24 protein-coding genes are annotated in these 24,596 nt (G+C 61.8%); 14 read left to right on the top strand and 10 right to left on the bottom strand.

Features of this window, described 5'->3' with window-relative positions:
• Positions 1–40 precede the first annotated feature (40 nt).
• From THALAR_RS08470 to THALAR_RS08445, 6 genes are read left to right on the top strand one after another with little or no spacing between them, the layout of a single operon-like run.
• Positions 41–1,195 (top strand): LLM class flavin-dependent oxidoreductase, encoded by a 1,155-nt coding sequence (locus tag THALAR_RS08470; protein WP_021101112.1) that lies wholly within the window; start codon positions 41–43, stop codon positions 1,193–1,195.
• Positions 1,195–2,085, top strand: coding sequence for an aldo/keto reductase (locus THALAR_RS08465; protein ID WP_021101111.1), 891 nt, complete (start codon positions 1,195–1,197; stop codon positions 2,083–2,085). The genes THALAR_RS08470 and THALAR_RS08465 overlap by 1 nt, the downstream gene beginning before the upstream one ends.
• The gene (locus tag THALAR_RS08460; protein ID WP_021101110.1) at positions 2,085–2,603 is read left to right on the top strand and encodes a flavin reductase family protein; all 519 of its coding nucleotides are present in this window, start codon (positions 2,085–2,087) and stop codon (positions 2,601–2,603) included. The genes THALAR_RS08465 and THALAR_RS08460 overlap by 1 nt, the downstream gene beginning before the upstream one ends.
• 51 nt (positions 2,604–2,654) lie before the next feature.
• On the top strand, positions 2,655–3,251 hold the full coding sequence (locus THALAR_RS08455) for a TRAP transporter small permease (protein WP_021101109.1): 597 nt from the start codon (positions 2,655–2,657) through the stop codon (positions 3,249–3,251).
• Entirely contained in the window at positions 3,251–4,780 is a 1,530-nt protein-coding gene (locus THALAR_RS08450) for a TRAP transporter large permease (protein ID WP_021101108.1), read from the top strand. Before THALAR_RS08455 ends, THALAR_RS08450 begins: the two co-directional genes overlap by 1 nt.
• A gap of 25 nt (positions 4,781–4,805) precedes the next feature.
• The gene (locus THALAR_RS08445) at positions 4,806–5,861 is read left to right on the top strand and encodes a TRAP transporter substrate-binding protein (RefSeq protein ID WP_021101107.1); all 1,056 of its coding nucleotides are present in this window, start codon (positions 4,806–4,808) and stop codon (positions 5,859–5,861) included.
• Positions 5,862–5,900: 39 nt separating this feature from the next.
• Here THALAR_RS08445 and THALAR_RS08440 read toward each other — a convergent pair whose 3' ends face one another.
• On the bottom strand, positions 5,901–6,368 hold the full coding sequence (locus THALAR_RS08440) for a tetratricopeptide repeat protein (protein ID WP_021101106.1): 468 nt from the start codon (positions 6,366–6,368) through the stop codon (positions 5,901–5,903).
• A 15-nt stretch (positions 6,369–6,383) separates the two neighbouring features.
• Here THALAR_RS08440 and THALAR_RS08435 point away from each other — a divergent pair, with 15 nt between their 5' ends.
• The 8 genes from THALAR_RS08435 (at position 6,384) to THALAR_RS08400 (ending at position 13,983) form a co-directional block, all read left to right on the top strand.
• Positions 6,384–7,676: a cytochrome-c peroxidase gene (locus THALAR_RS08435; RefSeq protein ID WP_021101105.1), complete on the top strand. Its 1,293-nt coding sequence runs from the start codon at positions 6,384–6,386 to the stop codon at positions 7,674–7,676.
• A 76-nt stretch (positions 7,677–7,752) separates the two neighbouring features.
• Positions 7,753–8,535 carry an aspartate dehydrogenase gene (locus THALAR_RS08430; protein WP_021101104.1) on the top strand — a complete coding sequence of 261 codons (783 nt, stop codon included), beginning with the start codon at positions 7,753–7,755 and terminating at the stop codon, positions 8,533–8,535.
• Between the two features lie 134 nt (positions 8,536–8,669).
• Positions 8,670–9,638: a Bug family tripartite tricarboxylate transporter substrate binding protein gene (locus THALAR_RS08425; protein WP_021101103.1), complete on the top strand. Its 969-nt coding sequence runs from the start codon at positions 8,670–8,672 to the stop codon at positions 9,636–9,638.
• Positions 9,638–10,126 carry a tripartite tricarboxylate transporter TctB family protein gene (locus tag THALAR_RS08420; protein WP_021101102.1) on the top strand — a complete coding sequence of 163 codons (489 nt, stop codon included), beginning with the start codon at positions 9,638–9,640 and terminating at the stop codon, positions 10,124–10,126. The genes THALAR_RS08425 and THALAR_RS08420 overlap by 1 nt, the downstream gene beginning before the upstream one ends.
• Before the next feature lies 1 nt (position 10,127).
• Positions 10,128–11,633, top strand: coding sequence for a tripartite tricarboxylate transporter permease (locus THALAR_RS08415; protein ID WP_021101101.1), 1,506 nt, complete (start codon positions 10,128–10,130; stop codon positions 11,631–11,633).
• Positions 11,633–12,982: an acyclic terpene utilization AtuA family protein gene (locus THALAR_RS08410; RefSeq protein ID WP_021101100.1), complete on the top strand. Its 1,350-nt coding sequence runs from the start codon at positions 11,633–11,635 to the stop codon at positions 12,980–12,982. The genes THALAR_RS08415 and THALAR_RS08410 overlap by 1 nt, the downstream gene beginning before the upstream one ends.
• On the top strand, positions 12,979–13,278 hold the full coding sequence (locus THALAR_RS08405; RefSeq protein WP_021101099.1) for a DUF4387 family protein: 300 nt from the start codon (positions 12,979–12,981) through the stop codon (positions 13,276–13,278). Before THALAR_RS08410 ends, THALAR_RS08405 begins: the two co-directional genes overlap by 4 nt.
• A gap of 39 nt (positions 13,279–13,317) precedes the next feature.
• Positions 13,318–13,983 (top strand): GntR family transcriptional regulator, encoded by a 666-nt coding sequence (locus THALAR_RS08400; RefSeq protein WP_021101098.1) that lies wholly within the window; start codon positions 13,318–13,320, stop codon positions 13,981–13,983.
• A gap of 114 nt (positions 13,984–14,097) precedes the next feature.
• Here the strand turns inward: THALAR_RS08400 and lpdA are convergent, their stop codons facing one another.
• The 9 genes from lpdA to sucC all read right to left on the bottom strand — a co-directional run bounded on the left by lpdA (position 14,098) and on the right by sucC (position 24,585).
• Positions 14,098–15,486 (bottom strand): dihydrolipoyl dehydrogenase, encoded by a 1,389-nt coding sequence (gene lpdA / locus THALAR_RS08395; protein ID WP_021101097.1) that lies wholly within the window; start codon positions 15,484–15,486, stop codon positions 14,098–14,100.
• A gap of 85 nt (positions 15,487–15,571) precedes the next feature.
• Positions 15,572–15,961, bottom strand: a complete 390-nt coding sequence (locus tag THALAR_RS08390; RefSeq protein ID WP_021101096.1) for an MAPEG family protein — start codon at positions 15,959–15,961, stop codon at positions 15,572–15,574.
• 99 nt (positions 15,962–16,060) lie between these two features.
• Complete coding sequence (locus tag THALAR_RS08385; RefSeq protein ID WP_021101095.1) at positions 16,061–16,558, bottom strand: hypothetical protein; 498 nt, start codon at positions 16,556–16,558, stop codon at positions 16,061–16,063.
• Positions 16,559–16,574: 16 nt separating this feature from the next.
• Positions 16,575–18,107 carry a 2-oxoglutarate dehydrogenase complex dihydrolipoyllysine-residue succinyltransferase gene (gene odhB / locus THALAR_RS08380; protein WP_021101094.1) on the bottom strand — a complete coding sequence of 511 codons (1,533 nt, stop codon included), beginning with the start codon at positions 18,105–18,107 and terminating at the stop codon, positions 16,575–16,577.
• 1 nt (position 18,108) lies between these two features.
• Positions 18,109–21,063, bottom strand: coding sequence for a 2-oxoglutarate dehydrogenase E1 component (locus tag THALAR_RS08375; RefSeq protein WP_021101093.1), 2,955 nt, complete (start codon positions 21,061–21,063; stop codon positions 18,109–18,111).
• 5 nt (positions 21,064–21,068) lie between these two features.
• Positions 21,069–21,680 (bottom strand): hypothetical protein, encoded by a 612-nt coding sequence (locus tag THALAR_RS08370; RefSeq protein ID WP_021101092.1) that lies wholly within the window; start codon positions 21,678–21,680, stop codon positions 21,069–21,071.
• Positions 21,677–22,276 (bottom strand): hypothetical protein, encoded by a 600-nt coding sequence (locus THALAR_RS08365; RefSeq protein ID WP_211264792.1) that lies wholly within the window; start codon positions 22,274–22,276, stop codon positions 21,677–21,679. The genes THALAR_RS08370 and THALAR_RS08365 overlap by 4 nt, the downstream gene beginning before the upstream one ends.
• Positions 22,277–22,353: 77 nt before the next feature.
• A complete protein-coding gene (gene sucD, locus THALAR_RS08360) occupies positions 22,354–23,238 on the bottom strand; it encodes a succinate--CoA ligase subunit alpha (protein ID WP_021101090.1) in 885 nt (294 codons plus the stop codon).
• Between the two features lie 153 nt (positions 23,239–23,391).
• Positions 23,392–24,585 carry an ADP-forming succinate--CoA ligase subunit beta gene (gene sucC / locus THALAR_RS08355; protein WP_021101089.1) on the bottom strand — a complete coding sequence of 398 codons (1,194 nt, stop codon included), beginning with the start codon at positions 24,583–24,585 and terminating at the stop codon, positions 23,392–23,394.
• Between the last annotated feature and the right edge of the window lie 11 nt (positions 24,586–24,596).

Raw genomic sequence — 24,596 nt, 5'->3', positions numbered from 1 at the left:
ACGCAAGAAGAAATTGCGAATGGGTTTTGGGAGGAATCACATGACAGTTGTTCCGGTTACGTCACCAGATTTGGACGCGGCAGAGGTCTCGTGGTTCTCGGCGTTGTGCTCCGACGATTACCAGTTTCTGGGTGTGCCGGATGGTGATCTGCGCTCCTCATGGGCGCATTGTTCCGACATTGTCAAAACCGCCGAAGCTCAGGGCTTTCGCAACATCCTTTGCCCGTCTTCCTATCAGGTTGGTCAGGACACGCTGAGCTTCGTCGCGGGATGCGCCCCGATCACGTCAAAGATCAACCTGCTGGCAGCCGTGCGTTGCGGCGAGATGCAACCGATCATGCTGGCCCGCACGCTCGCTACGCTCGATCACATGCTGGAAGGGCGGCTGACGGTGAACATCATCTCCTCCGACTTCCCCGGCCAGACAGAGCCGAGTCCCTACCGCTACCAACGGTCGCGCGAGGTTGTGCAAATCCTCAAACAGGCATGGACGCGGGATGAGATCAATCACACTGGTGAGATCTATGACTTCAAGGGCCTGACGACCGACCCCGTGCGCCCCTACCAGACCGGCGGGCCGCTGCTGTATTTCGGCGGCTACTCCCCCGACGCGCTGGAGTTGTGCGGCGAGTATTGCGACGTCTACCTGATGTGGCCCGAGAAAATAGAGGAACTTGAGGGCCGCATGAAAGCCGCCAACGAGGCCGCCGCGCGGCACGACCGTACGCTGGACTACGGGCTGCGCACGCATGTCATTGTGCGCGACACCGAGGCTGAGGCGAAGGAATACGCGGAATACATCGTCTCCAAGCTGGACGACGCGCAAGGCACCGCCATTCGGGATCGCGCTTTGGACGCCAAGTCCTTGGGCGTCAGCCACCAAGCAAAGAACCGCGACGTGGCCGATGATCACGGCTATATCGAGCCGCACATGTGGACGGGCGTGGGCCGCGCACGCTCCGGCTGCGGGGCCGCGATCGTGGGGTCGACCGATCAGGTTCTCAGCAAGCTGGAGGCTTACCAGGAGATGGGCATCCGCGCGTTCATCCTGTCGGGCTACCCGCATATCGACGAGGCCAAGCATTTCGGCAACCGCGTGTTGCCGCAGATGAAAACCTGCTCCTTGCCCCACGCTTACGGTCGCGTTCCGTCGCAGCCGCCCGCCACGCCGCTTGCCGCAGGGGAGCGCCGCTGATGGACCGTGTCTCGCTAACCGCCGACCTGTCCTTCAGCCGCCTTGTCTACGGTATGTGGCGCGTGGCCGATGATGCGGACACTTCCCCTCCGCATGTAGAGGCGAAGATTCAGGCGTGTCTGGATCAGGGCATCACCACGTTCGACCAAGCCGATATATATGGCGGCTACGTGGCCGAGGGTGTGCTTGGCGCGGCGTTGAAAGCCAACCCGTCCCTGCGCCCGCAGATGGAGATCGTCACCAAATGCGACATCGTCGCCCCCGCTGGCCGCTATGCGGACAAGCGGGTGAAACACTATGACACTTCACGCAAGCATATCGAATACTCGGTCGACTGCTCGTTACGCGACATGGCGATTGATCATATCGACTTGCTATTGATCCACCGGCCCGACCCCTTAATGGACCATCAAGAGACGGGTGCGGCGCTGGACGATCTCGTGGCAAGCGGCAAGGTGCGCAGCGTCGGCGTGTCGAACTTCCGGCCCTATGATTGGGAGTTGCTGCAATCGGGCATGAAGACCCAACTGGCAACCAACCAGATCGAAATCTCGCTGGCCGAGATCGCGCCCTTCACAAATGGCGACATAGCCTTCCACCAACGCCACGACCACGCGCTGATGGCGTGGTCGCCTTTGGGGGGTGGTGATCTGATGACCGGAACGGGCGCAGTTGTGGATCGTCTGGATGCTATCGCTGCCGAGCAAGGCGTGGACCGTGCGGCGGTGGCCGTAGCGTTCCTGCTGCGCCATCCGGCGAAGATCCTGCCAGTGCTGGGGACGAACAACCTGGACCGGATCGCCAAAATTTCCGACGCGATGAAGGTCGAACTGGACCGCCAGACGTGGTTCGAGCTGTATGAGGCCGCCCTCGGTCGGGAGGTCGCGTGATGTCGGTCCATGACCGCACCACCACCAATCTGTTTGTGCCGGACGAGGACAACACCCGCCTGCTGCGCGATGCGTTCGGGCGGTTCGCGACGGGGGTGACCATCGTGACCGCGGCCACGGAAAACGGCGTCGCCGCGATCACGGCAAACAGCTTTTCGTCCGTGTCGCTATCACCGCCTTTGGTGCTGTGGTCGCCCGATAAAACCTCGCGCAGGTTTTCCTATTTCGAGGCTGCCACACATTACGCCGTACATGTTTTGTCGACGGATCAGGACGATTTATGCTGGGCGGTCGCGAAAGACGTCTATGCTTTGCGCGACCGTGACCTGCGTCGAAACGCCGAGGGCGTGCCGGTATTGGAAGGTTGTCTGGCGCGGTTCGAATGCACGAAAACCGCAGTCTACGAAGGCGGGGATCATGTCATCATGCTGGGACAGGTGAACCGTGCGGCGATGCGGGAAGAGGGCGATCCGCTCGCTTTCTACAAGGGACAGATGGGGCGTTTTACGGCGCAGTGAGCGCATCGCGGCGGGGAGGTCGCGAGGTGTCTCGGAAGGGGGGAGGAAAAGATGCAGGTGTTACTGTCCGCAGCCCGGTTGCTCCATTGGGTCAATAGCCGGATTCTGTCCGTCGGCCGCTGGATCGGGATCACCGCATTGGCGATCATGGTGTGCCTGATCCTCGGGCAGGTCTTCTTCCGTTACCTGCTGAACGACGCGCCCAACTGGACCGAGGAGGGTGCCCGGTTCGGCATGTTGTGGATGACCGGCCTCGTCGCGCCGATGGCCTACCGGATGGGTGGGTTCGTCGCCATCGACATGGTCGAGCAGGCACTGCCACGGGTGCTGGCGGGTCTGCTGGGCCTGCTGCTGCTGGGCATTTCGCTGTGGGTGCTATTCGTCGCGTGGGATCGCGGGTTGAATAACCATGTCGATACATTGTCGGGGCGTGGGTGCTCGTCTTCACTGCGCTGGCCGTTCGGGATCGAGATCGGCAAATGCGGCGCGAAGTTCCAGAATAACTACCAATATGCGGCGCTTTGGGTCGGTATTAACCTGCTGATCCTTGTGAATATCGAACTTATCGTTCGTCAGGTCGCGACGTTACTGGGGCGCGGTGACGGCCTGCCGCCCCTGCGCGAGGAAATCGTGGCGGGGGCTGATTGATGCTGCTTTGGTTCCTGCCTCTCTTCTTGCTGTTGATCATGGTCGGCCTGCCGGTGGTCTTCGCGCTGCTGGCTTCGCCTATCGTGCTGGTCATGCTGGAAGGCGACCAGCGCAACGTGGTCGCGGGCCTCTACCGCAACCTCTACAACGGCATGGACAGCTTCCCCCTGATGGCGCTGCCGTTCTTCATGCTGGCGGGCGAGATCATGAACAGGGGCGGCATCACGCTGCGGCTGGTGGAGTTCTCGCAAGCCTTCATGGGGCATCTAAGGGGCGGGCTGGCGCATGTGAATATCCTTGCGTCAATCCTGTTCGCGGGACTGTCCGGCTCGGCCGTAGCGGATACGTCGGCGCTTGGCTCCACCCTGATCCCCGCGATGGAGAAGAACGGCTACACCCGCAAGTTTGCTGCGGCGATCACGGCGGCGAGTTCCGTTATCGGGCCGATCATTCCGCCATCGGGCATCATGATTATTTACGCCTACGTGATGGGCGAAAGCGTGGCGGCGCTGTTTCTTGCGGGGATCGTGCCGGGGGTTCTGGTGGGCGTCGGTTTGATGGTCATGGTGCGCCTGATGGCGGACCGCTACGACCTGCCCAAGGCGGAGCGTATCGTGCGCAAGGACCAGACCATCACGCCGCTGGAATCCGCCGTGAGCTTCGTGCTGATCCGCATCAACGTGGCAGGTCTGCTTTATGCGGTGTCTGGCTTGGTGACATGGGTGATCCCGCAGCACGTCAACGGCTGGCTGGTCTTTTTGGTGACGCTGCCCGTCGCGCATGTGATCGTGCAGGCGATCAAGGCACGGGTATCCAACGACTTCCGGCTGGTGTGCAAGAAAGCGGTGGCGCCGCTGCAAACCCCGATCATCATTCTGGGCGGCATCCTGATTGGCGTGTTCACCCCGACCGAGGCGTCGGCGGTGGCAGTGGCATACGCACTGATCGTCAGCTTTTTCGTGCTGCGCTCAATGAACGGGCGCGACCTGATCGACGTGCTGACACGCTCGGCGGTGTCGACATCGGCGGTGCTGTTTCTGGTCGGCGCGGCGGTGTCGTTCAAGACCGTGGTGTCGCTGTCCCACGCGCCGGAAATTCTGTCGGACTACATCCTGTCGCTGTCCAACAACCCGCTGGTGCTGCTGTTCCTGATCAACCTGCTGCTGTTCATCGTCGGCATGTTTCTGGATGCGGGGCCCGCGATCATCATCCTCGGGCCGATCCTTGGCCCGATCTTCGTCGACCTTGGCGTGCATCCCGTCCATTTCGCCATCATCATGTCGGTCAACCTGACCGTTGGCCTCGCCACCCCGCCCATGGGGCTGGTGTTGTTCGTGGCGTCTACGGTGTCGGGGGAGAAGGTCGAGACCATCTCCAAAGCGATCCTGCCGTTTCTGGCGGTTGAGGTTTTTGTTATTTTTCTAATCACCTATGTCCCCGCCATCTCGATGACGGTGCCATATCTTGCCGGTTTCCTGGGCTGCGGTCCGGAGGTCGGTTTTGCGGCATGCATAAGTCCATCGCCGTGACAACAGCATCCATAGGGAGGATACAATGCTGAAAAACCTAACCAAAGTGGCGCTGACCGCCGCACTTCTCGCGACGCCGCTTGCCACATGGGCGCAGGATTTCACCATCCGCGCCACGGCCAACTCCAACGAGAACGACGAGGATTATGACGGCCTCGTCGTGTTCAAAAATTACGTGGAAGCAGCCTCCAACGGGCGTATCGCGGTGGAGTTGTTCATTGGCACCCAGCTTTGCGCGACAGGGGCGGAATGCCTTGAGGGCGTAGCGGAAGGGTCGATCGACGTTTATATTTCGACCTCCGGCGGCGCCGCTGGCATCTTCCCCTATGTGCAGGTTCTTGACCTGCCATATCTGATGGCCAATGACCGCGTGGCCGAAGCCGTGCTGACCGGCGACTTCACGCGCAAGATGCGCGACATGGCGCTGGAGACATCGGACGGCGCGATCCGTTTGATGACTATCGGCAACACCGGCGGCTGGCGCAACTTCGCCAACACGCAGCGCCGCATCGCCAAGCCGTCCGACATGGAGGGCCTGAAGATTCGCACCGTAGTCGCCGACCTGCCGCAAGAACTGGTCCGCGCGATGGGCGCATCGCCAACCCCGATCCCGTGGCCGGAACTGTTCACCTCGTTCCAGACGGGTGTTGTGGAAGGTTCCAAGAACGGCATCACCGACATCATGGGGATGAAATTCCCCGATGCCGGATTGCAATACCTGACGCTGGACGGCCACGCCTATATGGGTGCGCTGTGGTGGATGTCGAACGCCAACTTCATGGCGATGCCCGAAGACCTGCGCCGCGTCGTCGTGGACGGGTTCAGCCAGCTTCAGCAGGCCACCTTCGCGTCACCCAAGCGCAAGTCTATCGAAGCCTACGAGGCCTTTGTCGCGGGTGGCGGCGACCTCTACGTGCCGACGCCTGAAGAAAAAGCTGCCTTTGCCGAAGCAGCGGCCCCTGTGCAGGAGTGGTTTCGTGAAAACGTCGACGGCGGCAGCGAAATCCTAGACGCGTTGATCGCGGCGGTGGATGAAGCCGAGGCCGAGCTAAACGCGGCCTATGAAAGCGACCTGAACTAAAACGAAAGGGCAGCGCGGGACGATCCGCGCTGCCTGTCCCTAGCGGAACGGATACATCCAACCTTTGTAGTCAGTGACCAGCACATGGGCTTTCTCGATCATCTCAGGGGTCATTTTCTTGACCACTTCTTCCAGACTGATCGCCGCGTCAGGGTCGCCGCCAATGGCCGACAGCGTGTACCACATATAAGCTCGGGTCAGGTCCGGCGCGGGCATGCCGCGACCGACTTCGTAATACCAGCCGACAGCCGATTGCGACCCCGGATGTCCCTTCATGGAGCTGCGCAAATACCACTCGAACGCCCGCACGTCGTCGCGCTCGACACCCAGACCCATCGCATACATGATCCCGATCAACTCCTCCGCGTCGGCATTTCCGGCACGGGCGGCAGGGACCAGTTCCGTGTAGGCCGCCTCAAAATCGCTGTTCTCCATCAGGTCGCGGGCAGTCTCGATATCCGCAAGAGCGGGCGTCAGCATCACAAGCAGGGCAAGAAATGGCTTCATCGGGTATTGGCTTTCATGTTCACGGTTGTCATGGCTCAAGCCGCTCTGGCTGAGCCTGCGCCACTGACCGAGGCGGATTTCGCGTCAGTGGACAAAGATCAGGCGGCGCTTGGCCAGCTTCTTTTCTATGACAAAATCCTGTCCGGGAACAGAAATATCAGCTGTGCCACCTGCCATCATCCCAAGTTCGGCACCTCTGACGGATGGTCGCTTGGCATAGGTGAAGGCGGTGTCGGGCTCGGGCCGGACCGGAACGCTGGGCAGGATCACTCCCGCATCGAAAAGCGCGTCCCGCGCAACGCGCCGGCCCTGTGGAACTTGGGTGCCCGCGACGTTCACACGTTGATGCATGACGGGCGCGTCAGCATCGCCGACACCTATGAAAACGGCTTTAACACACCTGCGGAGGAGTGGCTGCCCAACGGGTTGAACTCGCTGTTGGCCGCGCAGGCGTTGTTTCCCCTGACGTCGGAGGCGGAGATGGCGGGCGGCTCGCACGAGAACGAGGTGTCCGGCGCGGTCAACGACCGGATCGACAAGGGCTGGCCCATCGTCGCCAAACGGGTACGCGCGATCCCCGAATACGGGCGGCGCTTCGTCGAGGCGTTCGACCACATCGACGCGCCGGAGCAGGTCACCATCGTCGATGTCGCCAACGCGCTTGCCGCCTTTCAGGCACTGGAGTTCCGCAGCTTCGACAGCCCGTTTGACCTGTATCTGGGCGGCGCGGTGGATGCTTTGGACGCCAGCCAAGAACGCGGGTTGGATCTATTCTACGGCAAGGCCGGTTGCGCCTCATGCCATAGCGGACCTCTATTGAGCGACCAGCAGTTTCATGCCCTTGGCCTTCCGCCTTTCGGCCCTGGTCGCACGCGCCGCTTCGATCTGATCGCCCGTGATGTCGGGCGGATGGGGGAAAGCGACCGGCTGGAGGACGCATACCGCTTCCGCACGCCGATGCTGCGCAACGTCGCGCTGACGGCGCCATATGGGCACAACGGGGCGTATCAGGATCTGGCGGATATGATCCGGCATCATCTTGACCCAGAGGGCATGTTCGATCGCTGGACGCCTGCGAAGGCCAAACTGCCGGACGCGCCGTGGTTGCATCAGGTGGACTACGTCATCTGGCAGGACCGTGCCGAGATTGCGCGGCAACGGCGCAATGTGGCCGCAAGCGGCCCGCCCCTTTCGGAGGCTGAAATCGCAGACCTGACCGCCTTTCTGCACGCGTTGACGGGGACTTCACTGGACCGGCCCATGTTTGGTGTGCCCGAGAAGGTGCCAAGCGGGTTGCCGGTGGACTAGCGGCTTTGCCAAACAGAGGCTGGTGGCCGGACGACAGGCGCTCTACGCTTGATCCCGAAGACAAACGGAGACGGATATGAGCATTGCAATTCTAGGCACAGGCGCCATCGGCAACTACGTGCGGGCCAACACCGGTGGCAAGATCACCACGATCCTGACCCGTCCGGAGCGGGTGTCCGAGCTTCAGGTCGAGACAGGGCTGACCTGCGTGGGCTCCGCCAAAGACTTGCCTGAAGGCACGAACCTGCTGATCGACTGCTCCGGTCACGTCGGCTTGGCCGAGCACGGCCCAACCGCGTTGGCGCGGGGGATTGACGTACTGACAGTTTCCGTCGGGGCGCTGGCGGACGAGGATATTGCTAAGAGCTTAACCGAAGCGGCCGCAAAGGGCGGTGGGGCTTTGCTGCTGGCGAGCGGTGCGATTGGTGCGCTCGATGCCTTGCGCGGTGCGCGCGTCGGGGAGTTGCAAAGCGTCACCTACACCGGACGCAAGCCGCCAGCAGGGTGGCGTGGCTCTCCGGCCGAGGAGGTCGTGGACCTGTCCAAACCGCTGGGCACAGCGGTCGCGCATTTCACCGGATCGGCGCGGCAGGCGGCGTTGCAGTACCCCAAGAACGCCAATGTGGCCGCGGCAGTGGCCTTGGCCGGTATCGGACTGGACGACACAACGGTTGCGTTGATCGCCGACCCTGACGCCAAGGGCAACACCCACGAGATCACGGCGCAAGGCGCTTTCGGCGAGCTGACTTTCACCATCACTGGCAAGGGAATGCCGGAAAACCCGCGCAGCTCTGCTCTTGCGGCGATGAGCGTCGTTGCAGCGGTCCGGGAAAGGTCGGCGACGATCCGCTTCGCATGAAGTTGCATACTTCCTCGCCCCATCAACACCTTATGGCTTGATGGAATCCAAGCGTCGTGACAGGTTCGTACAGGTTCCGGCTGATAGCCGGGACAAAGTGCGGGGTAACCCGCCGTGTCAATTGGGAGGAATCTATGACGAACCGTCTTTTCAAGGCGCTCATGACGAGTGCCGTTCTGGGCCTTGGGGCCACCACCGCGCTGTCCGCTGCCGAGTGCATCGCGCCAGCCAACCCCGGCGGCGGCTGGGACTTCACCTGCCGCCAGATCGGCAAGATCATGTATGACATCGGCGCGGTCGATACTCCTGTGCAAGTCACGAACATGCCAGGCGCAGGCGGTGGTCTGGCCTATAACCACGTGGTCACCGAGCGTAGCGACGATGCCGACCTGATCGTGGCCGCATCCTCTGCCACAACAACCCGTCTGGCGCAAAACGCCTATGCTGGAATGACCGCCGACCAAGTGCGCTTCGTCGGTGCCATCGGTGCCGACCCGGGCGTCATCGTGGTTGCGGCTGACAGCCCGTACCAAAGCCTCGGCGATCTGGTGGAGGCCATCAAGGCTGATCCGGGTTCCGTGGCCTTCGCTGGCGGCTCTGCCGTTGGCGGGTTCGACCATATGAAGCCGCTGATGATCCTGCAAAAGGCCGACTTCAACGACATCACCAAGATCAAGTATATCGGTGTCGACGGCGGCGCGGATGCGATCACGCAAACTGTGGGTGGGTTCACGCAGGCGATGACCGGCGATATGTCCGAAGTCGTGTCCTTTCTTGCCAATGGCGACATTCGCGTCATTGCGGTTCTGACTGACGAGCGTGTGCCGGGCTTCGACGACATCCCGACCGCCAAAGAGCAGGGCTACGACGTGGTCGCGGTGAACTGGCGCGGTCTCTATGTGCCCAAGGGTATCTCTGACGAGCGCTTTGACGAGTGGGCCGCCAAGCTGCAACAGGTTGCCGATAGCGACGAGTGGGCGCAGGCGATGAAAGACAACGGCTTGGCCCCGTTCACCAAAGTGGGCGGCGACTTCCAGTCCTATGTCGACGGCCTTGTCGCGGATATTGCCGCAATGTCCAAAGAGCTGGGGGTTACCCAGTAATGGCTTCCGACCGGATATTTGGTCTGGTCGCGCTGATCACGGCGGTCGCGTATATCGCGGCCGCCACCCAGATTCAGACGAACCTTTTTTCGGGCGAATACCTGCCGAAGCTGTTTCCGCTGCTGATTGGCGGGGTGGCGGCAATCTGTTCGCTGTTCATGCTGTTCAAGCCGGACCCCGAGCCTGACTGGCCCGCCGCCGGTTCATGGATTTCCATGGGCGTCGCCGTGATCGTGTTGGCGATCTACGCTGTGCTGTTGAAGCCTCTGGGATTTATCCTACCCACTATTTTCGCCGCGGGCATCCTGAGCTATCAGATTTCGCCGAACGCGCGGAACGCGGCCCTTTCCGGCGTCGGCCTGTCGCTGGGTCTGTTCGTTCTGTTCAAGTTCGCGCTGGGCCTTGGCAACATCGTTGCCTACCGCATCCCGACGCCTGCAAAGCTCTGGGACGCGATCTCTATTCTCATTCCGTTCGTGGGGCACTGATATGGACATTCTATCCAACCTCGCGCTCGGCTTCGGTGTGGCGCTGTCGCCCTACACTCTGTTTCTCGCAGTCTGCGGCTGCTTCCTTGGCACCATCATCGGTGCGCTTCCTGGCCTTGGCCCGTCGAACGGCGTGGCGATCCTGATCCCGATCACCTTCACACTTGGACTTGATGCTACCAGCGCCTTGGTGCTGATGACGTCCGTTTATTACGGCGCGATGTATGGCGGGCGGATTTCGTCGATCCTGCTGAACATTCCCGGTGACGAGCCTGCGCTGATGACCACCCTCGACGGCTATCCGATGGCCAAGCAAGGCCGCGCGGGCGACGCGCTGGTGCTGTCAGGTGTCGCCTCTTTTGTCGGCGCGTTTCTGGCCACCATCGGGCTGATGCTGCTGGCCCCGTCGCTGGCGCGGGTGGCGTTCCTGTTCGGCCCAGCCGAATATTTCGCCCTTTACTTGCTGGCCTTCTGCACCCTTGGCGGCATGGCCTCCAACAATCAGGCCAAGGCCGCGCTGGCGGCCTGTATCGGGCTGGGAATTGCCATGATCGGTGTGGACTCGTCCTCCGGCCTGCCGCGCCTGACCGGCGGCAATTTGCACCTGTATGATGGCGTCGACTTCCTTGTCGCCATCGTCGGCCTCTTCGCAATTGCCGAGGTGTTCTTCTTCATCGAAAGCCATGGCAAGGGCTCGTCCATCGGGGTCAAACTCGAAAAGGTGGGTATTCCGTGGGGCGACATCTGGTCTACCAAGTGGACCATGCTGAGGGCCTCCGGTGTGGGCTTTATCGCGGGGATTCTGCCGGGTGCGGGGGCGTCGCTGGGGTCTTTCATGGCCTATATGTCCGAGAAGTCCATCGCCGGTGAAAAAGGCGGCTTCGGCACGGGCGTGCCCAAAGGCGTAGCCGCGCCGGAGGCTGGCAACAACGCCGCCGCAGGTGGCGCGCTGGTGCCGATGCTGACGCTCGGTGTGCCCGGCTCGGGCACCACGGCCGTGCTCTTGGCGCTGCTGATGACGCTTAACATCACCCCCGGCCCGACATTGTTCACCGAGCGGCCAGAGGTCGTATGGGGCCTTATCGCATCGCTGCTGATCGCCAATGTCGTGCTGCTGCTGATGAACGTGCCGATGGTCAAAATCTTCGTAAAGGTCCTGATGGTGCCTGCGTGGATACTACTTCCGGGCGTGACGATGATCTCTTTCGTGGGCATCTATTCGCTGTCCGGCAGCTATTTTGATCTGCTGATGATGGTGGGCTTCGGCGTTCTGGGATACATCCTGCGCAAACTCGATATCCCCACGGTGCCGGTGATCCTTGGGATCCTGCTGGGCGGCAATATGGAAGACGCGCTGCGCCGTGCCATGACCTTGTCGGACGGCGACGTGACCTACCTGTTCTCCAGCCCGATTGCGATCGGTCTATGGGTGGCGGCAATCGCGGGCTTCGTGGCGCCAATGTTCCTGCGCAACATCCTGCGCAAGCCGCAAGCGATCACAGACTGATGGTGAAGGTGTTGATCCCCTCGGGCGCTTTGGGCCTTGGCTATGACCGCGCTGCACTTGCGCGGGGCATTTCCGAGCGGCCTGATATTATCGCCATCGACGGCGGCTCCACCGATAGCGGGCCGCATTACCTTGGCACCGGTACCTCCAAATACGCGCGCGGCTCCACAAAGGCGGAGTGGCGCGAGTTGATGCAGGCCCGCGCCGAGGCTGGCGTGCCGTTGGTGATCGGCACCGCAGGCACCTGCGGGGCTAATAGCGCTGTGGATTGGTTGGCGGAGATCACCCGCGAAATCGCGGGCGAGCTTGGCATGACCCTGAAGCTGGCGGTGCTGAAAAGCGGGCAGAGGCCGGATGCAATGATCGACGCGTTGGGGCAGGGCAAGATTTCCCCGCTGTCCCCCGCGCCGGATATTTCGGAGGATGTGTTGGCCTCCTGCTCGAACATCGTGGCACTGGCGGGCGCGGAGCAGATACAGGCGGCGCTGGAAACGGGCGCCGATATCGTCATCGCCGGGCGGACGACGGACACGGCGATCATCTCTGCCTTGCCACTGGCGCGGGGATGCCATGCCGGGGCGGCATGGCATGGTGCCAAGATCGGGGAATGCGGCGCGTTGGCGACGACAGCACCGAACTCCGGCACAATTCTGGTCGAGTTCGATGCGGAGGGATTCACGATCACGCCCATGGGCGCAGCCGCTCGCGCGACGGCACACACTGTTTCCGCGCACATGCTGTACGAGAACTCCAACCCGAACATCTTGTACGAGCCGGGCGGGCATCTGGACGTGACCCATGCCGTCTACACGGCGCTGGACGACAAGCGTGTGCGGGTCACCGGCAGCGAATGGGTCGTCTCCGACCGCTACACGGTTAAGTTGGAAGGCGCTCGGTTGGCTGGCTTCCAGACCGTGTCGCTGGTCACCGTGCGCGACCCGCGCTACGTCGCGAACATCCGCGCATGGTGCGACGACATCGTGACCAAAGCCACCGAGAAAGCCCGCGCCCGCGTGGGTGAAGACTTCGAGATCGAGCTGCGCGTGATTGGGCTGGACGCCACGCTTGGCGCGTTGGACACAGACGCGCAGGTGGGCACGGAAGTCGGCGTGCTGGCGTTGATCACCGCGCCAACCGAGGCGTTGTCGCGCGACGTGGCCAAGGTTTTGAACCCCTACCTGTTGCACCATCCCCTGACCGAGGATGAAGAAATGCCCACCTTCGCCTTCCCGTTCTCGCCGCCGGAAATGAGCCGTGGTGCCGTCTACGAGTTTTGCCTGAACCACGTGCTGGAACTAGACGATCCGATGGAAGCGTTCAGCTTGACGGTCGAGGATCTGGGCGCATGAGCAGGCTTGGCGACATGGTCTTGAAAGTACGGTCAAAGAATGCGGGACCGTTCTGGCTAACGGTCGATATCTTCTGCGGCACGCCCGATGCCTATGCGCAGGTCTGCGCCTCGGTCACCGGGGACCGCGTCGCGGCATTGTTCAAGGTGTCGCCCGACACCGTGGACCGGTACGAAATGGCGTCGCTCAACGTGGTGAAATTCAGCCTGCCGCGCCCTGCAGTGCAGGGCACGCGCGAAGACCGGGACATGCACGGCGCGTCCTTCGCCGCGCTGGTGGCGGAGCTGGACGTCTGACATCTTGACCGCGCGGGGCTTTGTGATCACAGTCCCGCCATGCTGCTGAACTCACCCAAACCCGAGCCGACAGGCACCGCCGCGACAGGTGCGGCCAATGATATGGTGTACCGCCGCCTGCGGTCGCAGATCATGCATGGCGAAATTTTACCCGGCTCTGCCAAGACCTTGCGCGGGATCGGCAAGGAATTCGGCGTGTCCATGACCCCCGCCCGCGAGGCGATGCGGCGGCTGGTGGCGGAGGGGGCGTTTTCGCTGTCCTCATCGGGGCGCATTTCGACGCCGGAGCTCTCCAACGACCGGATAGAAGAGCTTGCCGCGCTGCGTGCGTTGCTGGAACCGGAGCTAGCAGCACGGGCCTTGCCACGCGCGCATTTTGCGCTGATTGACCGCTTGCAGGCAATCAACGGGGTGATCGGGCAGGCTATCGCGCGGCAGGATGCCGTGGGCTACATTCGCACCAATCTGGAATTCCACCGGACGCTCTACCTGCGGGCGCAGGCCCCCGCCATGCTGGCCATGGCAGAAACGGTCTGGCTCCAAATGGGGCCGACCATGCGCAGTCTGTACGAGAAGCTGCGCCGCACCGAGATACCGCAGCATCACCGTCTGATCGTTGCAGCGTTGAAAGCGGGCGACGAGCCGGGGTTGCGGCTGGCGGTGCGCGCGGATGTCACCCAAGGGCTGCGGATGCTGGCGCAATAGCGATTTCGCCGGGCCTTACGGCCCGCCGACGCGCGGGGGCACTGCCCCCGCACCCCCGGTTTTAGTGGGGCTCTGCCCCACACCCCGAGGTATTTATCAAGCAATGATGGGCAGTTAGCTGTGGATGGCGCCGTCGCCGCAGGCCAGCGCTGCCTCGCGTACGGCTTCCGAGTAGGTCGGGTGCGCGTGGCAGGTGCGGGCGAGGTCCTCGGCGGCGGCACCGAACTCCATGGCGACGCAGATCTCGTGGATGAGATCGCCCGCCATTGGGCCGATGATATGTGCGCCGAGGATGCGGTCAGTGTCCTTGTCGGCTAGGATTTTGACGAACCCGTCGGCGGCGAAGTTGGCCTTGGCGCGGCCGTTGCCCATGAAGGAAAACTTGCCGACCTTGTAGTTTCGGCCTGCCTCTTTGAGCTGTTCTTCGGTGGCGCCGACGCTGGCGACCTCGGGGTGGGTGTAGATCACGCCGGGGATAACGTTATAATTTACATGGCCTTTTTGCCCTGCGAGGACCTCGGCGACGGCCATGCCTTCGTCCTCGGCCTTATGGGCCAGCATGGGGCCGGTGATCGCGTCGCCGATGGCGTAGATGCCTTTCACGGACGTGGCCCAATGGGCGTCGGTCTTGATCTGGCCGCGTTTTTCCATAGCGATTCCAAGAGCTTCGAGGCCAAGGCCGTCGGTGTAGGGCTTGCGGCCCGTAGCGACCAGCACGACGTCGGCGTCTTCGGTGTGTTCGCTATCGTCCTTACGCAGCTTGTAGGTGACTTTGGCCTTGTTGTTCTTGACGTCTACGCCTTGCACGGCGGCGCCGAGTTGGAACTCAAGGCCTTGTTTTTTCAGTAGTTTCTGGAAGCTCTTGGACACTTCGGCGTCCATGCCGGGGGTGATTGTGTCGAGGAATTCGATCACCTTCACTTCGGCGCCCAGACGCTTGTAGACCGAGCCCAGTTCCAGCCCGATCACGCCTGCGCCGATGACGACGAGCTTGTTCGGAACCTTGCCCAATTCCAGCGCGCCGGTGGAGGAAACGATGGTCTTCTCGTCGATCTCTACGCCGGGCAGGGTGGCGACTTCGGAGCCGGAAGCGATGACGATATTCTTGGCTTCATGGACCTCGTCACCGACCTTGACCTTGCCTGCCTCGGGGATGGAGGCCCAGCCTTTGATCCAGTCTATCTTGTTCTTTTTGAACAGAAATTCGATGCCGGAGGTGTTGCCGGATATGACGTCGTCCTTGTAGGACAGCATCTGTTTCCAGTCGACGGACGGGGCCTTGCCCTTCAGGCCCATCTTGGCGAAATTATGCTCTGCCTCGTGCAGTTGGTGCGAGGCGTGCAGCAGGGCCTTGGAGGGGATGCAGCCGACGTTCAGGCAGGTGCCGCCAAGGGTTTCGCGGCCCTCCACGCAGGCCACTTTCAGGCCAAGTTGCGCGCAGCGGATGGCGCAGACGTAGCCGCCGGGGCCGGAACCGATGATGATGACGTCATAGCTGGACATTGGGGTATCTCCTTACCTTGGATAGGCGTGTTTTTCTGTGTCTACGATCCGTCGGCAAAGCGTCGGACTTTTGTCGGGCATGGTGTCAGAGCACGGCTGCGACGAGCATGGTGACGGTTGCGAGGAAGCCTACCCCCCAGATGAGTGAGCGCCAAGGGGTCAACCCGAAGGCGTAGGCGGGAATGTAGAGCACGCGCGCGATGAGGTAGAGCCAGGCGCAGGTCGCGGTGACGGGAGTGGACTGGCCGCTGACCGAGATCACGACGGCGGCGATGGTGAACAAAATGAGGCCCTCGAAATGGTTGTTCATCGCGCGTTGCAGGCGGCCTGCGGTGCCGGTGAGTTCAATCTTGCGGTCGCGGGGGGACAGCGCGGCCTTGGTGCCGACCTGCATTTGTGCGGTGACCGAGTAGATCAGGAATTGCACGACTTGCAAAAGGGCCGCGTAGGTCAGGATGGTGAGTTCGGGGGTCATGTACGGGCTTTCGTGTGGGGTGGCGGTGTGGCGGGGTGAACTCCGCCCTACGGGGGTGTGGTGGGTGAACCGTTCGCCTTTGGCGAAGAACCACCCACCCTACGGTTTGCTAAATTCATAGTCGTCCAGCATGGCGCCAGCCTTTTCGGTTTGCGATTCCTTGAAAACGGTCTGGTCCACGTTGCTCATCACCTCTTTGAGCAGGTAAAATTCGGTATCGTTTTCGATCGCTCCTCGTTTGACGATTGCCTTGGCGACCTTCTGAGGATTTCCGGCGTCGTCGAAAAGGTTTCTTCCTGTTTGCTCCTTGTATGCAGCGAGAACGAGGTTCGCATTCGCGGGTGTATCTTCCAAGGCTATCATCATCGTCTCGAGCAAATCGTTCAGACCTTGCTGAACACCTCCTAAGAGTTCGCTCGCATTCGCGGTTCCATTGGTGAGCAAACGCAACATGCGTTCACGAGTGACAACACCTTCTTGCATGATCTTGAAAAACTCAGGACCGTATAGCGGCTCCATAGATGCCTTCAGCGTTTCGAAAACGTCATAGAGCCGATGGAATTCGGCGATCAGTTCTTCCTTGGACCGACGGGCCACCGGCTCAGATCCCCTTTCACAAATCCATCAACAGCCTACGCGGATCTTCCAACGCCTCTTTCACGCGCACGAGGAACGTCACGGCGCCTTTGCCGTCTACGATGCGGTGGTCGTAGCTGAGCGCCAGATACATCATCGGGCGGATGACGACCTCGCCGTTGATCGCCATCGGGCGGTCCTGGATTTTGTGCATGCCGAGGATGCCGGATTGGGGCGGGTTGAGGATCGGCGAGGACATGAGCGAGCCGTAGACACCGCCGTTGGAGATGGTGAACGAGCCGCCCTGCATTTCTTCCATCGACAGTTTGCCGTCGCGGGCCTTGGCGCCTTTTTCGGCGATGGCTTTCTCGATCTCGGCGAAGCTCATGGAGTCCGCGTCGCGGATCACGGGGACGACGAGGCCGGTGGGCGTGCCTGCGGCGATGCCCATGTGGACGTAGTTCTTGTAGACCACATCGGTGCCGTCGATCTCGGCGTTGACCTCGGGGACTTCCTTCAGCGCGTGGACGCAGGCCTTGGTGAAGAAGGACATGAAGCCGAGTTTCACGCCGTGTTTCTTCAGGAACAGGTCCTTGTATTCGTTGCGCAGGTCCATGACCGCGCCCATGTCCACCTCGTTATAGGTGGTCAGCATGGCGGCGGTGTTCTGGCTTTCCTTCAGGCGGCGCGCGATGGTCTGGCGCAGGCGGGTCATCTTGACCCGTTCCTCGCGTGGCTCGTCATCAGCGGAGACGGGCGCACGGGGGGCCTGCGCGGCGGGGGCAGGGGCGGAGGCCGTGGCGTTTTGCACGTCTTCCTTCATGATGCGCCCGTCGCGGCCGGAGCCTTGGACGGTGGCGGGGTCGATGCCTTTTTCAGCCATGATCTTGTTGGCTGAGGGGGCGTTTTCGACGTCCTTGTCGCCGCTGGATGCGGGCGCAGGCGCGCTGGCGGCAGGTGCGGCGGAGGCGGATGCAGCCGCGCCGCCACCCGAGGACAGGACGGCCAGTTTGGCGGATGCCTCGACCGTGGTGCCTTCCTCGGCCAGAATTTCGGTGATCGTGCCGGCGGCGGGGGCGGGGACCTCGACGGAGACCTTGTCGGTCTCCAACTCGCACAGCATTTCGTCCTGCGCGACGGTGTCGCCGACCTTCTTGAACCATGTGGAGACGGTCGCCTCAGTCACGCTCTCGCCCAAGGTGGGGACCATGACGTCGATGCTCTCGCCGCCTTCGTCGCGTGGTTTGACGTCGGTTGGGCCTGCGTCGATGGCCTTGTCCGGCTCGGCCTTGGGATCGTTTTGCTTGGGCTTGGCGGCGTCGTCGGTCTTCGCATCGCCTTCGGTGACCTGCGCCAGCAGGGCGTCGACGCCGACGGTTTCGCCTTCCTGGGCGACGATTTCCGACAGGGTGCCTGCGACGGGGGACGGCACCTCTACGGTGACTTTGTCGGTTTCCAGTTCGCACAGCATTTCATCGACGGCGACGGTGTCGCCGGGCTTTTTGAACCATGTGGCCACGGTGGCCTCGGTGACGCTTTCGCCAAGGGTTGGGACGCGAATCTCAGACATATCAGTTTCCTTCGAGTGTCAGCGCGTCGTTCACGAGCGCGGCTTGTTGTGCTTTGTGCTGGCTGGCCAGACCCGTGGCGGGGGAGGCAGCAGCGGCGCGACCGATATAGGTCGGACGCGTATGCTTGGCTTTGATGCGGGTCAGGACCCATTCAATATTGGGCTCCATGAAGGTCCAGCCACCCTGGTTCTTCGGCTCTTCCTGACACCAGACCATTTCGGCGTTCTTGAAGCGCTCCAGCTCGCCCACCGCGGAGATGGCGGGGAAGGGGTAGAACTGCTCGAACCGCATCAGGTAGATGTCGTCGATGCCGCGGGCGTCGCGTTCCTCCAGCAGGTCGAAATAGACCTTGCCGGAGCACATGACGACCCGTTTGATCTTGTCGTCCGACACCAGCTCGGTGTCGGAGTTGCCGTGCTGCGCGTCGTCCCAGAGGACGCGGTGGAAGCTTGAGCCGTCTTGGAATTCCTCGGCCTTGGAGACGGCCAGCTTGTGGCGCAGGAGCGATTTCGGCGTCATCAGGATCAGCGGCTTGCGGAAGTCGCGGTGCAGCTGGCGGCGCAGGATGTGGAAGTAGTTGGCGGGCGTTGTGCAGTTCGCCACGATCCAGTTGTCGCCGCCGCACATGGTCAGGAAGCGTTCCAGCCTCGCGGAGGAGTGTTCGGGGCCTTGGCCTTCATAGCCGTGGGGCAGCAGGCAGACGAGACCGGACATGCGCAGCCACTTGGACTCGCCCGACGAGATGAACTGGTCGAACATGATCTGCGCCCCGTTGGCGAAGTCACCGAACTGCGCTTCCCAAAGGACCAGCGCGTTGGGCTCTGCCAGCGAGTAGCCGTATTCAAAGCCCAGCACCGCGTATTCCGACAGCATCGAGTCGATCACCTCGTAATGCGACTGGCCCTCGCGGATGTGGTTGAGGGGGTAGTAGCGTTCCTCGGTGTCCTGATTGATCAGGCCGGAATGGCGCTGCGAGAATGTGCCACGGGTGCTGTCCTGCCCCGACAAGCGAACCGGATAGCCTTCCGTCAAGAGCGAGCCGAAGGCCAGCGCCTCGCCGGTGGCCCAGTCGAAGCCTTCGCCGGATTTGAACATTTCGGCCTTGGTTTCCAGCAGGCGGCCCACGGTCTTGTGCAGCGGGAAGCCGTCGGGGGCCTTGGTCAGCGCGCGGCCCACCTGATCGAAAGTTTCCTTGGAGATGGAGGTCTGCCCGCGCTGGTAGTCGTCCTCCGCGCGGCGGTCCAGATGGGACCATTTGCCGTCGAGCCAGTCGGCCTTGTTGGGCTTGTAGTCCTTGCCGGCCTCGAACTCCTCGCTCAGATGGTTCTGGAAGGTCTCCTTCATGTCGTCGATCTCGCCCTCGGGGATCAGCCCGTCGCGCACCAGACGTTCGGTATAAAGGGTCAGCGTGGTCTTCTGCTGCTTGATTTTCTTATACATCAGCGGGTTGGTGAACATGGGCTCGTCGCCCTCGTTATGGCCGAACCGGCGGTAGCAGATGATGTCGATCACCACGTCCTTGTGGAACTTCTGACGGAATTCGGTGGCGATCTTGGCGGCGTGGACCACGGCTTCGGGGTCGTCGCCATTGACGTGGAAAATCGGCGCCTCGACCATCAGCGCGATGTCGGTCGGGTAGGGCGAGGAGCGCGAGAAATGCGGCGCGGTGGTAAACCCGATCTGGTTGTTCACCACGATATGCATTGTGCCGCCGGTCTTGTGGCCCTTGAGGCCGGACAGGCCGAAGCCTTCCGCCACGACGCCCTGACCCGCGAAGGCCGCATCGCCGTGCAGCAGGATCGGCATGACGGTCGTGCGGTCGGGGTCGTTGTTCTGGTCCTGCTTGGCGCGGGCCTTGCCCAGCACGACGGGGTTCACCGCCTCGAGGTGGGAGGGGTTGGCGGTCAGGGACAGGTGGACCTCGTTGCCGTCAAAGGTGCGGTCGGACGACGCGCCGAGGTGGTATTTCACGTCGCCGGAGCCGTCGACATCTTCGGGCTTGAAGCTGCCGCCCTGAAATTCGTTGAAGATCGCCTTGTAGGGCTTGCTCATCACGTTGGCGAGGACCGACAGGCGACCACGGTGGGGCATGCCGATGACGATGTCTTTTACGCCAAGGCTACCGCCACGTTTGATGATCTGCTCCATCGCGGGCACGAGGCTTTCGCCGCCATCAAGGCCGAAGCGCTTGGTGCCCATGTATTTGACGTGCAGGAACTTCTCGAAGCCCTCGGCCTCGACCAGCTTGTTCAGGATCGCCTTGCGGCCTTCCTGCGTGAAGGTAATTTCCTTGTCCCAGCCTTCGATGCGTTCCTTCAGCCAGCCCGCCTGTTCGGGGTCGGAGATATGCATGAATTGCAGCGCAAAGGTGCCGCAATAGGTGCGTTTCAGGATGGCCACGATTTCGCGCATGGAGGCGGTTTCCAGCCCCAGCACGTTGTCGATGAAGATCGGGCGGTCCATGTCGGCCTCGGTGAAGCCGTAGTTCTTCGGCTCCAATTCCGGGTGTTCGGTGATCTCGCGCATACCCAGCGGGTCCAGATCGGCGGCAAGGTGGCCGCGGATACGGTAGGCGCGGATGATCATGATGGCGCGGATGGAATCCAGCACCGCCTGCTTGATCTGGTCGTCGGAGACAGGGACACCCTTCTCGGCGGCCTTGGCCTTGATCTTGTCGGCGGCTTTTTCCGGCTCCGCCCATTGGCCGTCCAGCGCCTGCGTCAGGTCGTCATTGGGCTGCGGCGGCCAGTCAGCGCGCGCCCAGCTTGGGCCGGCGGCCTCGGCAGTCACATCGGTGTCGGCGTCGCCCAGGGCTTTGAAGAAGTCCTGCCAGCCCTGATCGACCGCGTTGGGGTCTTTGGCGTAACGCGCATAAAGCTGCTCCAGATACTCGGCGTTGTGGCCTTGCATGAAGGAAGACGCGTGGAACTGGTCGTTGGGGGAGTGTTCGGTCATTGGTGCTACTCCTGGGACGGGAAGCTGGTTTGTGTCTCTAGCGTGCCGGAGACAGTGACTGGGGCGCCGATTTTAGTCGCGAGGCTCGCGGCGTTCATGGGCGTGATGGCGAAGCGTTGGGTGGGCGAGGTCTCGACCACCCGCGGGGCGGCAAAATCTTCGGTTGGTTGGCCCGAGAGCGAAGCGGAGGACAGCGCGAAACGGCAGATGATGTTGGTCTGCGCGGGGTCGGGTTGCAGCCAGAAGACCAAAGCGGCCTCCGTATCCGAACCGATCTGGCGGGTCAGGATGCGGGTCTTGCTTTGGGGGATGTCTTTTTTCTTGGCGAACCCTGCGACGGTCTTGCGTTGCAGATCCACGATGGCCTTGATCTGTTCACCACCCGTGTCGCCAGTGGCGTAGAAGGCCACTTGGGGCCAGATCAGAAGCTCTATGGTTTCGGGGGAGAGGTCACCTTGCGGGACCAGCGCCCAGCCTTGCTGCGCGAGTGACGTGACGGTGTCGTCGACATTGGCGGTCGGCTGGTGGCAGGCGTCGATGGAGCCGGACATTTCGGTGAGCGTCTGGGCGCTGGCGGGGAGGGTCGACAACAGCAAGAGTGCGAGCGAACGGATCATTTTGGCACCTGCGTAGTACTGGTGGAGATGACCAGTACGGAAGTTTTAGCGTCCGGTACGATTTGATACGGCATTAAGCTTTGATCCAAAGCGCTGCGCAAGTCGAGGTCTACGTGTGTGCCGAATGTGTCCCGTTTCCAGACTCGCAGGTCAACCTGCATCAGCTTGGGGTTGTTGTTCTTCCAGCGGCGCGAAAAGTTATGTTCGGCCGCTCCGATCGACGTGACGGAAATATCCGCGTTCCAAGCGAGTATGCAGGTCAAAAGGAACGGGCCGTCCCACTTGACGTTAAGCGCTGCCGGAAGCGGCTCTGACACAGTCAAATAGCCGAAATAGGGTGTAGCGGCGTCAGCATATGTGGCGAGTTGGTCTAGGATCTCCAGCTCTTTCGACACGTACCAAGAATAATCTGGCCTGATTGTGGCGCTGACAGTCAGGCCGGTTTTGAGTTCGGTGAGATATGCTGCATTCGCGAACGTCTCCGCGATTGGCCGAAGGTCGCCCGACAGCCCGCCCCAACCGACGCCGCGAAGCTCCGTGAGTTTCTTGGAAAGATCAGCGGTCGGCTGCGAACAGATTTCGATGGTTTTTGACACCAAATCGCCAGAGGTTGCCATAGCTGAACCGGCCGCCAAAGCGGTGCTGACGCACGCAGCTATGGCGGCCGGTTTGATCATTTGCCGATGGCTTTCAGCACGGCCTCGCCCAGTCCGGCGGGGGATTCAGCGACGGTGATGCCTGCGGATTTCATCGCCTCGATCTTGCTTTCCGCGTCGCCTTTGCCGCCTGCCACGATGGCACCGGCATGGCCCATGCGGCGGCCGGGAGGGGCGGTGCGGCCTGCGATGAAGCCTGCGGTTGGCTTCCAGCGGCCTGCCTTCTTCTCGTCGGCGAGGAACTGGGCGGCTTCTTCCTCCGCGCTGCCGCCAATTTCGCCGATCATGATGATGGACTGGGTCTCGGGGTCGGCGAGGAACATTTCGAGGACGTCGATATGCTCGGTCCCTTTGATCGGGTCGCCGCCGATGCCGACGGCGGTGGACTGACCAAGGCCGCTATCAGTGGTCTGCTTCACCGCCTCATAGGTCAGCGTGCCGGAGCGCGAGACCACGCCAACGGAGCCGCGCTTGTGGATGTGGCCGGGCATGATGCCGATCTTGCATGCATCCGGCGTGATGACGCCGGGGCAGTTGGGGCCGATCAGGCGGGACTTGGAGCCTTCCAGCGCGCGCTTGACCTTCATCATGTCGAGGACGGGGATTCCTTCCGTGATGCAGCAGATGAAGGGGATTTCGGCGTCGATGGCTTCGAGGATCGAGTCCGCCGCGAAGGGGGGCGGGACGTAGATCACGGTTGCATCCGCGCCGGTGCGCTCTACCGCCTCGTGGCAGCTGTCGAACACGGGCAGGTCCAGATGGGTTTGCCCGCCCTTGCCGGGGGTCACGCCGCCGACCATTTTGGTGCCGTAGGCGATGGCTTGTTCCGAGTGGAAAGTGCCTTGAGAGCCGGTAAAGCCCTGACAGATTACCTTGGTGTTTTCGTCGATGAGAATGGCCATGTTAGCCCCTATTTTTCTTGTCAACTTCAGCTTGGCACACTTTACAGATGCCATTGTGATGATCGGCCTTAGTTGCGTTATGATAAAATTCGTCTAAGCGTTTAGTCTCACCACAGTGCTGACACTGCTTTGTGAGTGGCGTGCCTTGCCCGCTCACCCCTTAACCGCCTTCACGATCTTCTCGGCGCCGTCTTTCAGGTCGTCGGCGGCGATGATGTCCACGTCGGAATTGTTGATGATCGCCTTGCCCTCTTCAACATTGGTCCCTTCGAGACGGACGACCAGCGGCACCTTCAGGCCCACTTCTTTCACCGCGGCGACGACGCCCTCGGCGATGACGTCGCAGCGCATGATGCCGCCGAAGATGTTGACGAGGATGCCTTTCACGTTCGGGTCGGAGGTGATGATCTTGAACGCCTCGGTCACCTTTTCCTTGGTCGCACCGCCGCCTACGTCAAGGAAGTTGGCAGGCTCGGCGCCGTAGAGCTTGATGATGTCCATGGTCGCCATGGCAAGGCCCGCGCCGTTGACCATGCAGCCGATTTCACCGTCCAGCGCGATGTAGTTCAGGTCATATTTCGACGCTGCCAGCTCTTTGGGGTCTTCTTCGGTGGTGTCGCGCAGCTCCGCGATGTCGGAGTGGCGGTAGATGGCGTTGCCGTCGAAGCCCATCTTGGCGTCGAGGCATTTCAGATCGCCCTTGTCGGACACGATCAGCGGGTTGATTTCCAGCATCTCCATGTCTTTTTCGGTGAACAGTTTGTAGAGGATGCCCATCAGCTGGACGCATTGCTTGATCTGGCCGCCCTTGAGGCCCAGCGAGAAGGCGATGCGGCGGCCGTGGAAGGCTTGGTAGCCGGTGGCCGGATCAACGGAGAAGCTGAGGATTTTTTCAGGGGTCGACGCGGCGACCTCTTCGATGTCCATGCCGCCCTCGGTCGAGCAAACGAAGCTGACGCGGGAGGTTTGGCGATCGACGAGCAGAGCCAGATAGAGTTCCGTCTCGATGCCGGAGCCGTCTTCGATATAGATGCGGTTGACCTGTTTGCCTGCGGGGCCGGTCTGGTGCGTGACCAGCGTGCGGCCCAGCATCTTCTTGGCTTCGGTCGCGGCCTCTTCTACGGATTTGGCAAGGCGGACGCCGCCTGCTTCGCCTGCATCGGCTTCCTTGAAGGAGCCCTTGCCGCGGCCACCTGCGTGAATTTGAGCTTTGACCACCCAGAGCGGGCCGTCCAGTTCACCTGCTGCTGATTTTGCGTTTTCGGCGGCGAGGACGACGCGACCGTCCGAGACGGGGGCACCGTAGGAGCGAAGGAGCGCCTTCGCTTGGTATTCATGGATGTTCAAAACTCTCTCCT

Origin of the sequence: Litoreibacter arenae DSM 19593 (genome assembly GCF_000442275.2) — a bacterium.
GTDB classification, from domain to species: domain Bacteria; phylum Pseudomonadota; class Alphaproteobacteria; order Rhodobacterales; family Rhodobacteraceae; genus Litoreibacter; species Litoreibacter arenae.
Note: the sequence above shows the minus strand (reverse complement) of the source record. Positions and strands in the feature narration are given on the sequence as shown.

Excerpts from the sequence above, each read along its gene's own strand:
- THALAR_RS08470 (WP_021101112.1), top strand. The coding sequence starts at position 41 with ATGACAGTTGTTCCGGTTACGTCACCAGATTTGGACGCGGCAGAGGTC.
- THALAR_RS08465 (WP_021101111.1), top strand. The coding sequence starts at position 1,195 with ATGGACCGTGTCTCGCTAACCGCCGACCTGTCCTTCAGCCGCCTTGTC.
- THALAR_RS08460 (WP_021101110.1), top strand. The coding sequence starts at position 2,085 with ATGTCGGTCCATGACCGCACCACCACCAATCTGTTTGTGCCGGACGAG.
- THALAR_RS08455 (WP_021101109.1), top strand. The coding sequence starts at position 2,655 with ATGCAGGTGTTACTGTCCGCAGCCCGGTTGCTCCATTGGGTCAATAGC.
- THALAR_RS08450 (WP_021101108.1), top strand. The coding sequence starts at position 3,251 with ATGCTGCTTTGGTTCCTGCCTCTCTTCTTGCTGTTGATCATGGTCGGC.
- THALAR_RS08445 (WP_021101107.1), top strand. The coding sequence starts at position 4,806 with ATGCTGAAAAACCTAACCAAAGTGGCGCTGACCGCCGCACTTCTCGCG.
- THALAR_RS08440 (WP_021101106.1), bottom strand. The coding sequence starts at position 6,368 with ATGAAGCCATTTCTTGCCCTGCTTGTGATGCTGACGCCCGCTCTTGCG.
- THALAR_RS08435 (WP_021101105.1), top strand. The coding sequence starts at position 6,384 with ATGTTCACGGTTGTCATGGCTCAAGCCGCTCTGGCTGAGCCTGCGCCA.
- THALAR_RS08430 (WP_021101104.1), top strand. The coding sequence starts at position 7,753 with ATGAGCATTGCAATTCTAGGCACAGGCGCCATCGGCAACTACGTGCGG.
- THALAR_RS08425 (WP_021101103.1), top strand. The coding sequence starts at position 8,670 with ATGACGAACCGTCTTTTCAAGGCGCTCATGACGAGTGCCGTTCTGGGC.
- THALAR_RS08420 (WP_021101102.1), top strand. The coding sequence starts at position 9,638 with ATGGCTTCCGACCGGATATTTGGTCTGGTCGCGCTGATCACGGCGGTC.
- THALAR_RS08415 (WP_021101101.1), top strand. The coding sequence starts at position 10,128 with ATGGACATTCTATCCAACCTCGCGCTCGGCTTCGGTGTGGCGCTGTCG.
- THALAR_RS08410 (WP_021101100.1), top strand. The coding sequence starts at position 11,633 with ATGGTGAAGGTGTTGATCCCCTCGGGCGCTTTGGGCCTTGGCTATGAC.
- THALAR_RS08405 (WP_021101099.1), top strand. The coding sequence starts at position 12,979 with ATGAGCAGGCTTGGCGACATGGTCTTGAAAGTACGGTCAAAGAATGCG.
- THALAR_RS08400 (WP_021101098.1), top strand. The coding sequence starts at position 13,318 with ATGCTGCTGAACTCACCCAAACCCGAGCCGACAGGCACCGCCGCGACA.
- lpdA (WP_021101097.1), bottom strand. The coding sequence starts at position 15,486 with ATGTCCAGCTATGACGTCATCATCATCGGTTCCGGCCCCGGCGGCTAC.
- THALAR_RS08390 (WP_021101096.1), bottom strand. The coding sequence starts at position 15,961 with ATGACCCCCGAACTCACCATCCTGACCTACGCGGCCCTTTTGCAAGTC.
- odhB (WP_021101094.1), bottom strand. The coding sequence starts at position 18,107 with ATGTCTGAGATTCGCGTCCCAACCCTTGGCGAAAGCGTCACCGAGGCC.
- THALAR_RS08375 (WP_021101093.1), bottom strand. The coding sequence starts at position 21,063 with ATGACCGAACACTCCCCCAACGACCAGTTCCACGCGTCTTCCTTCATG.
- THALAR_RS08370 (WP_021101092.1), bottom strand. The coding sequence starts at position 21,680 with ATGATCCGTTCGCTCGCACTCTTGCTGTTGTCGACCCTCCCCGCCAGC.
- sucD (WP_021101090.1), bottom strand. The coding sequence starts at position 23,238 with ATGGCCATTCTCATCGACGAAAACACCAAGGTAATCTGTCAGGGCTTT.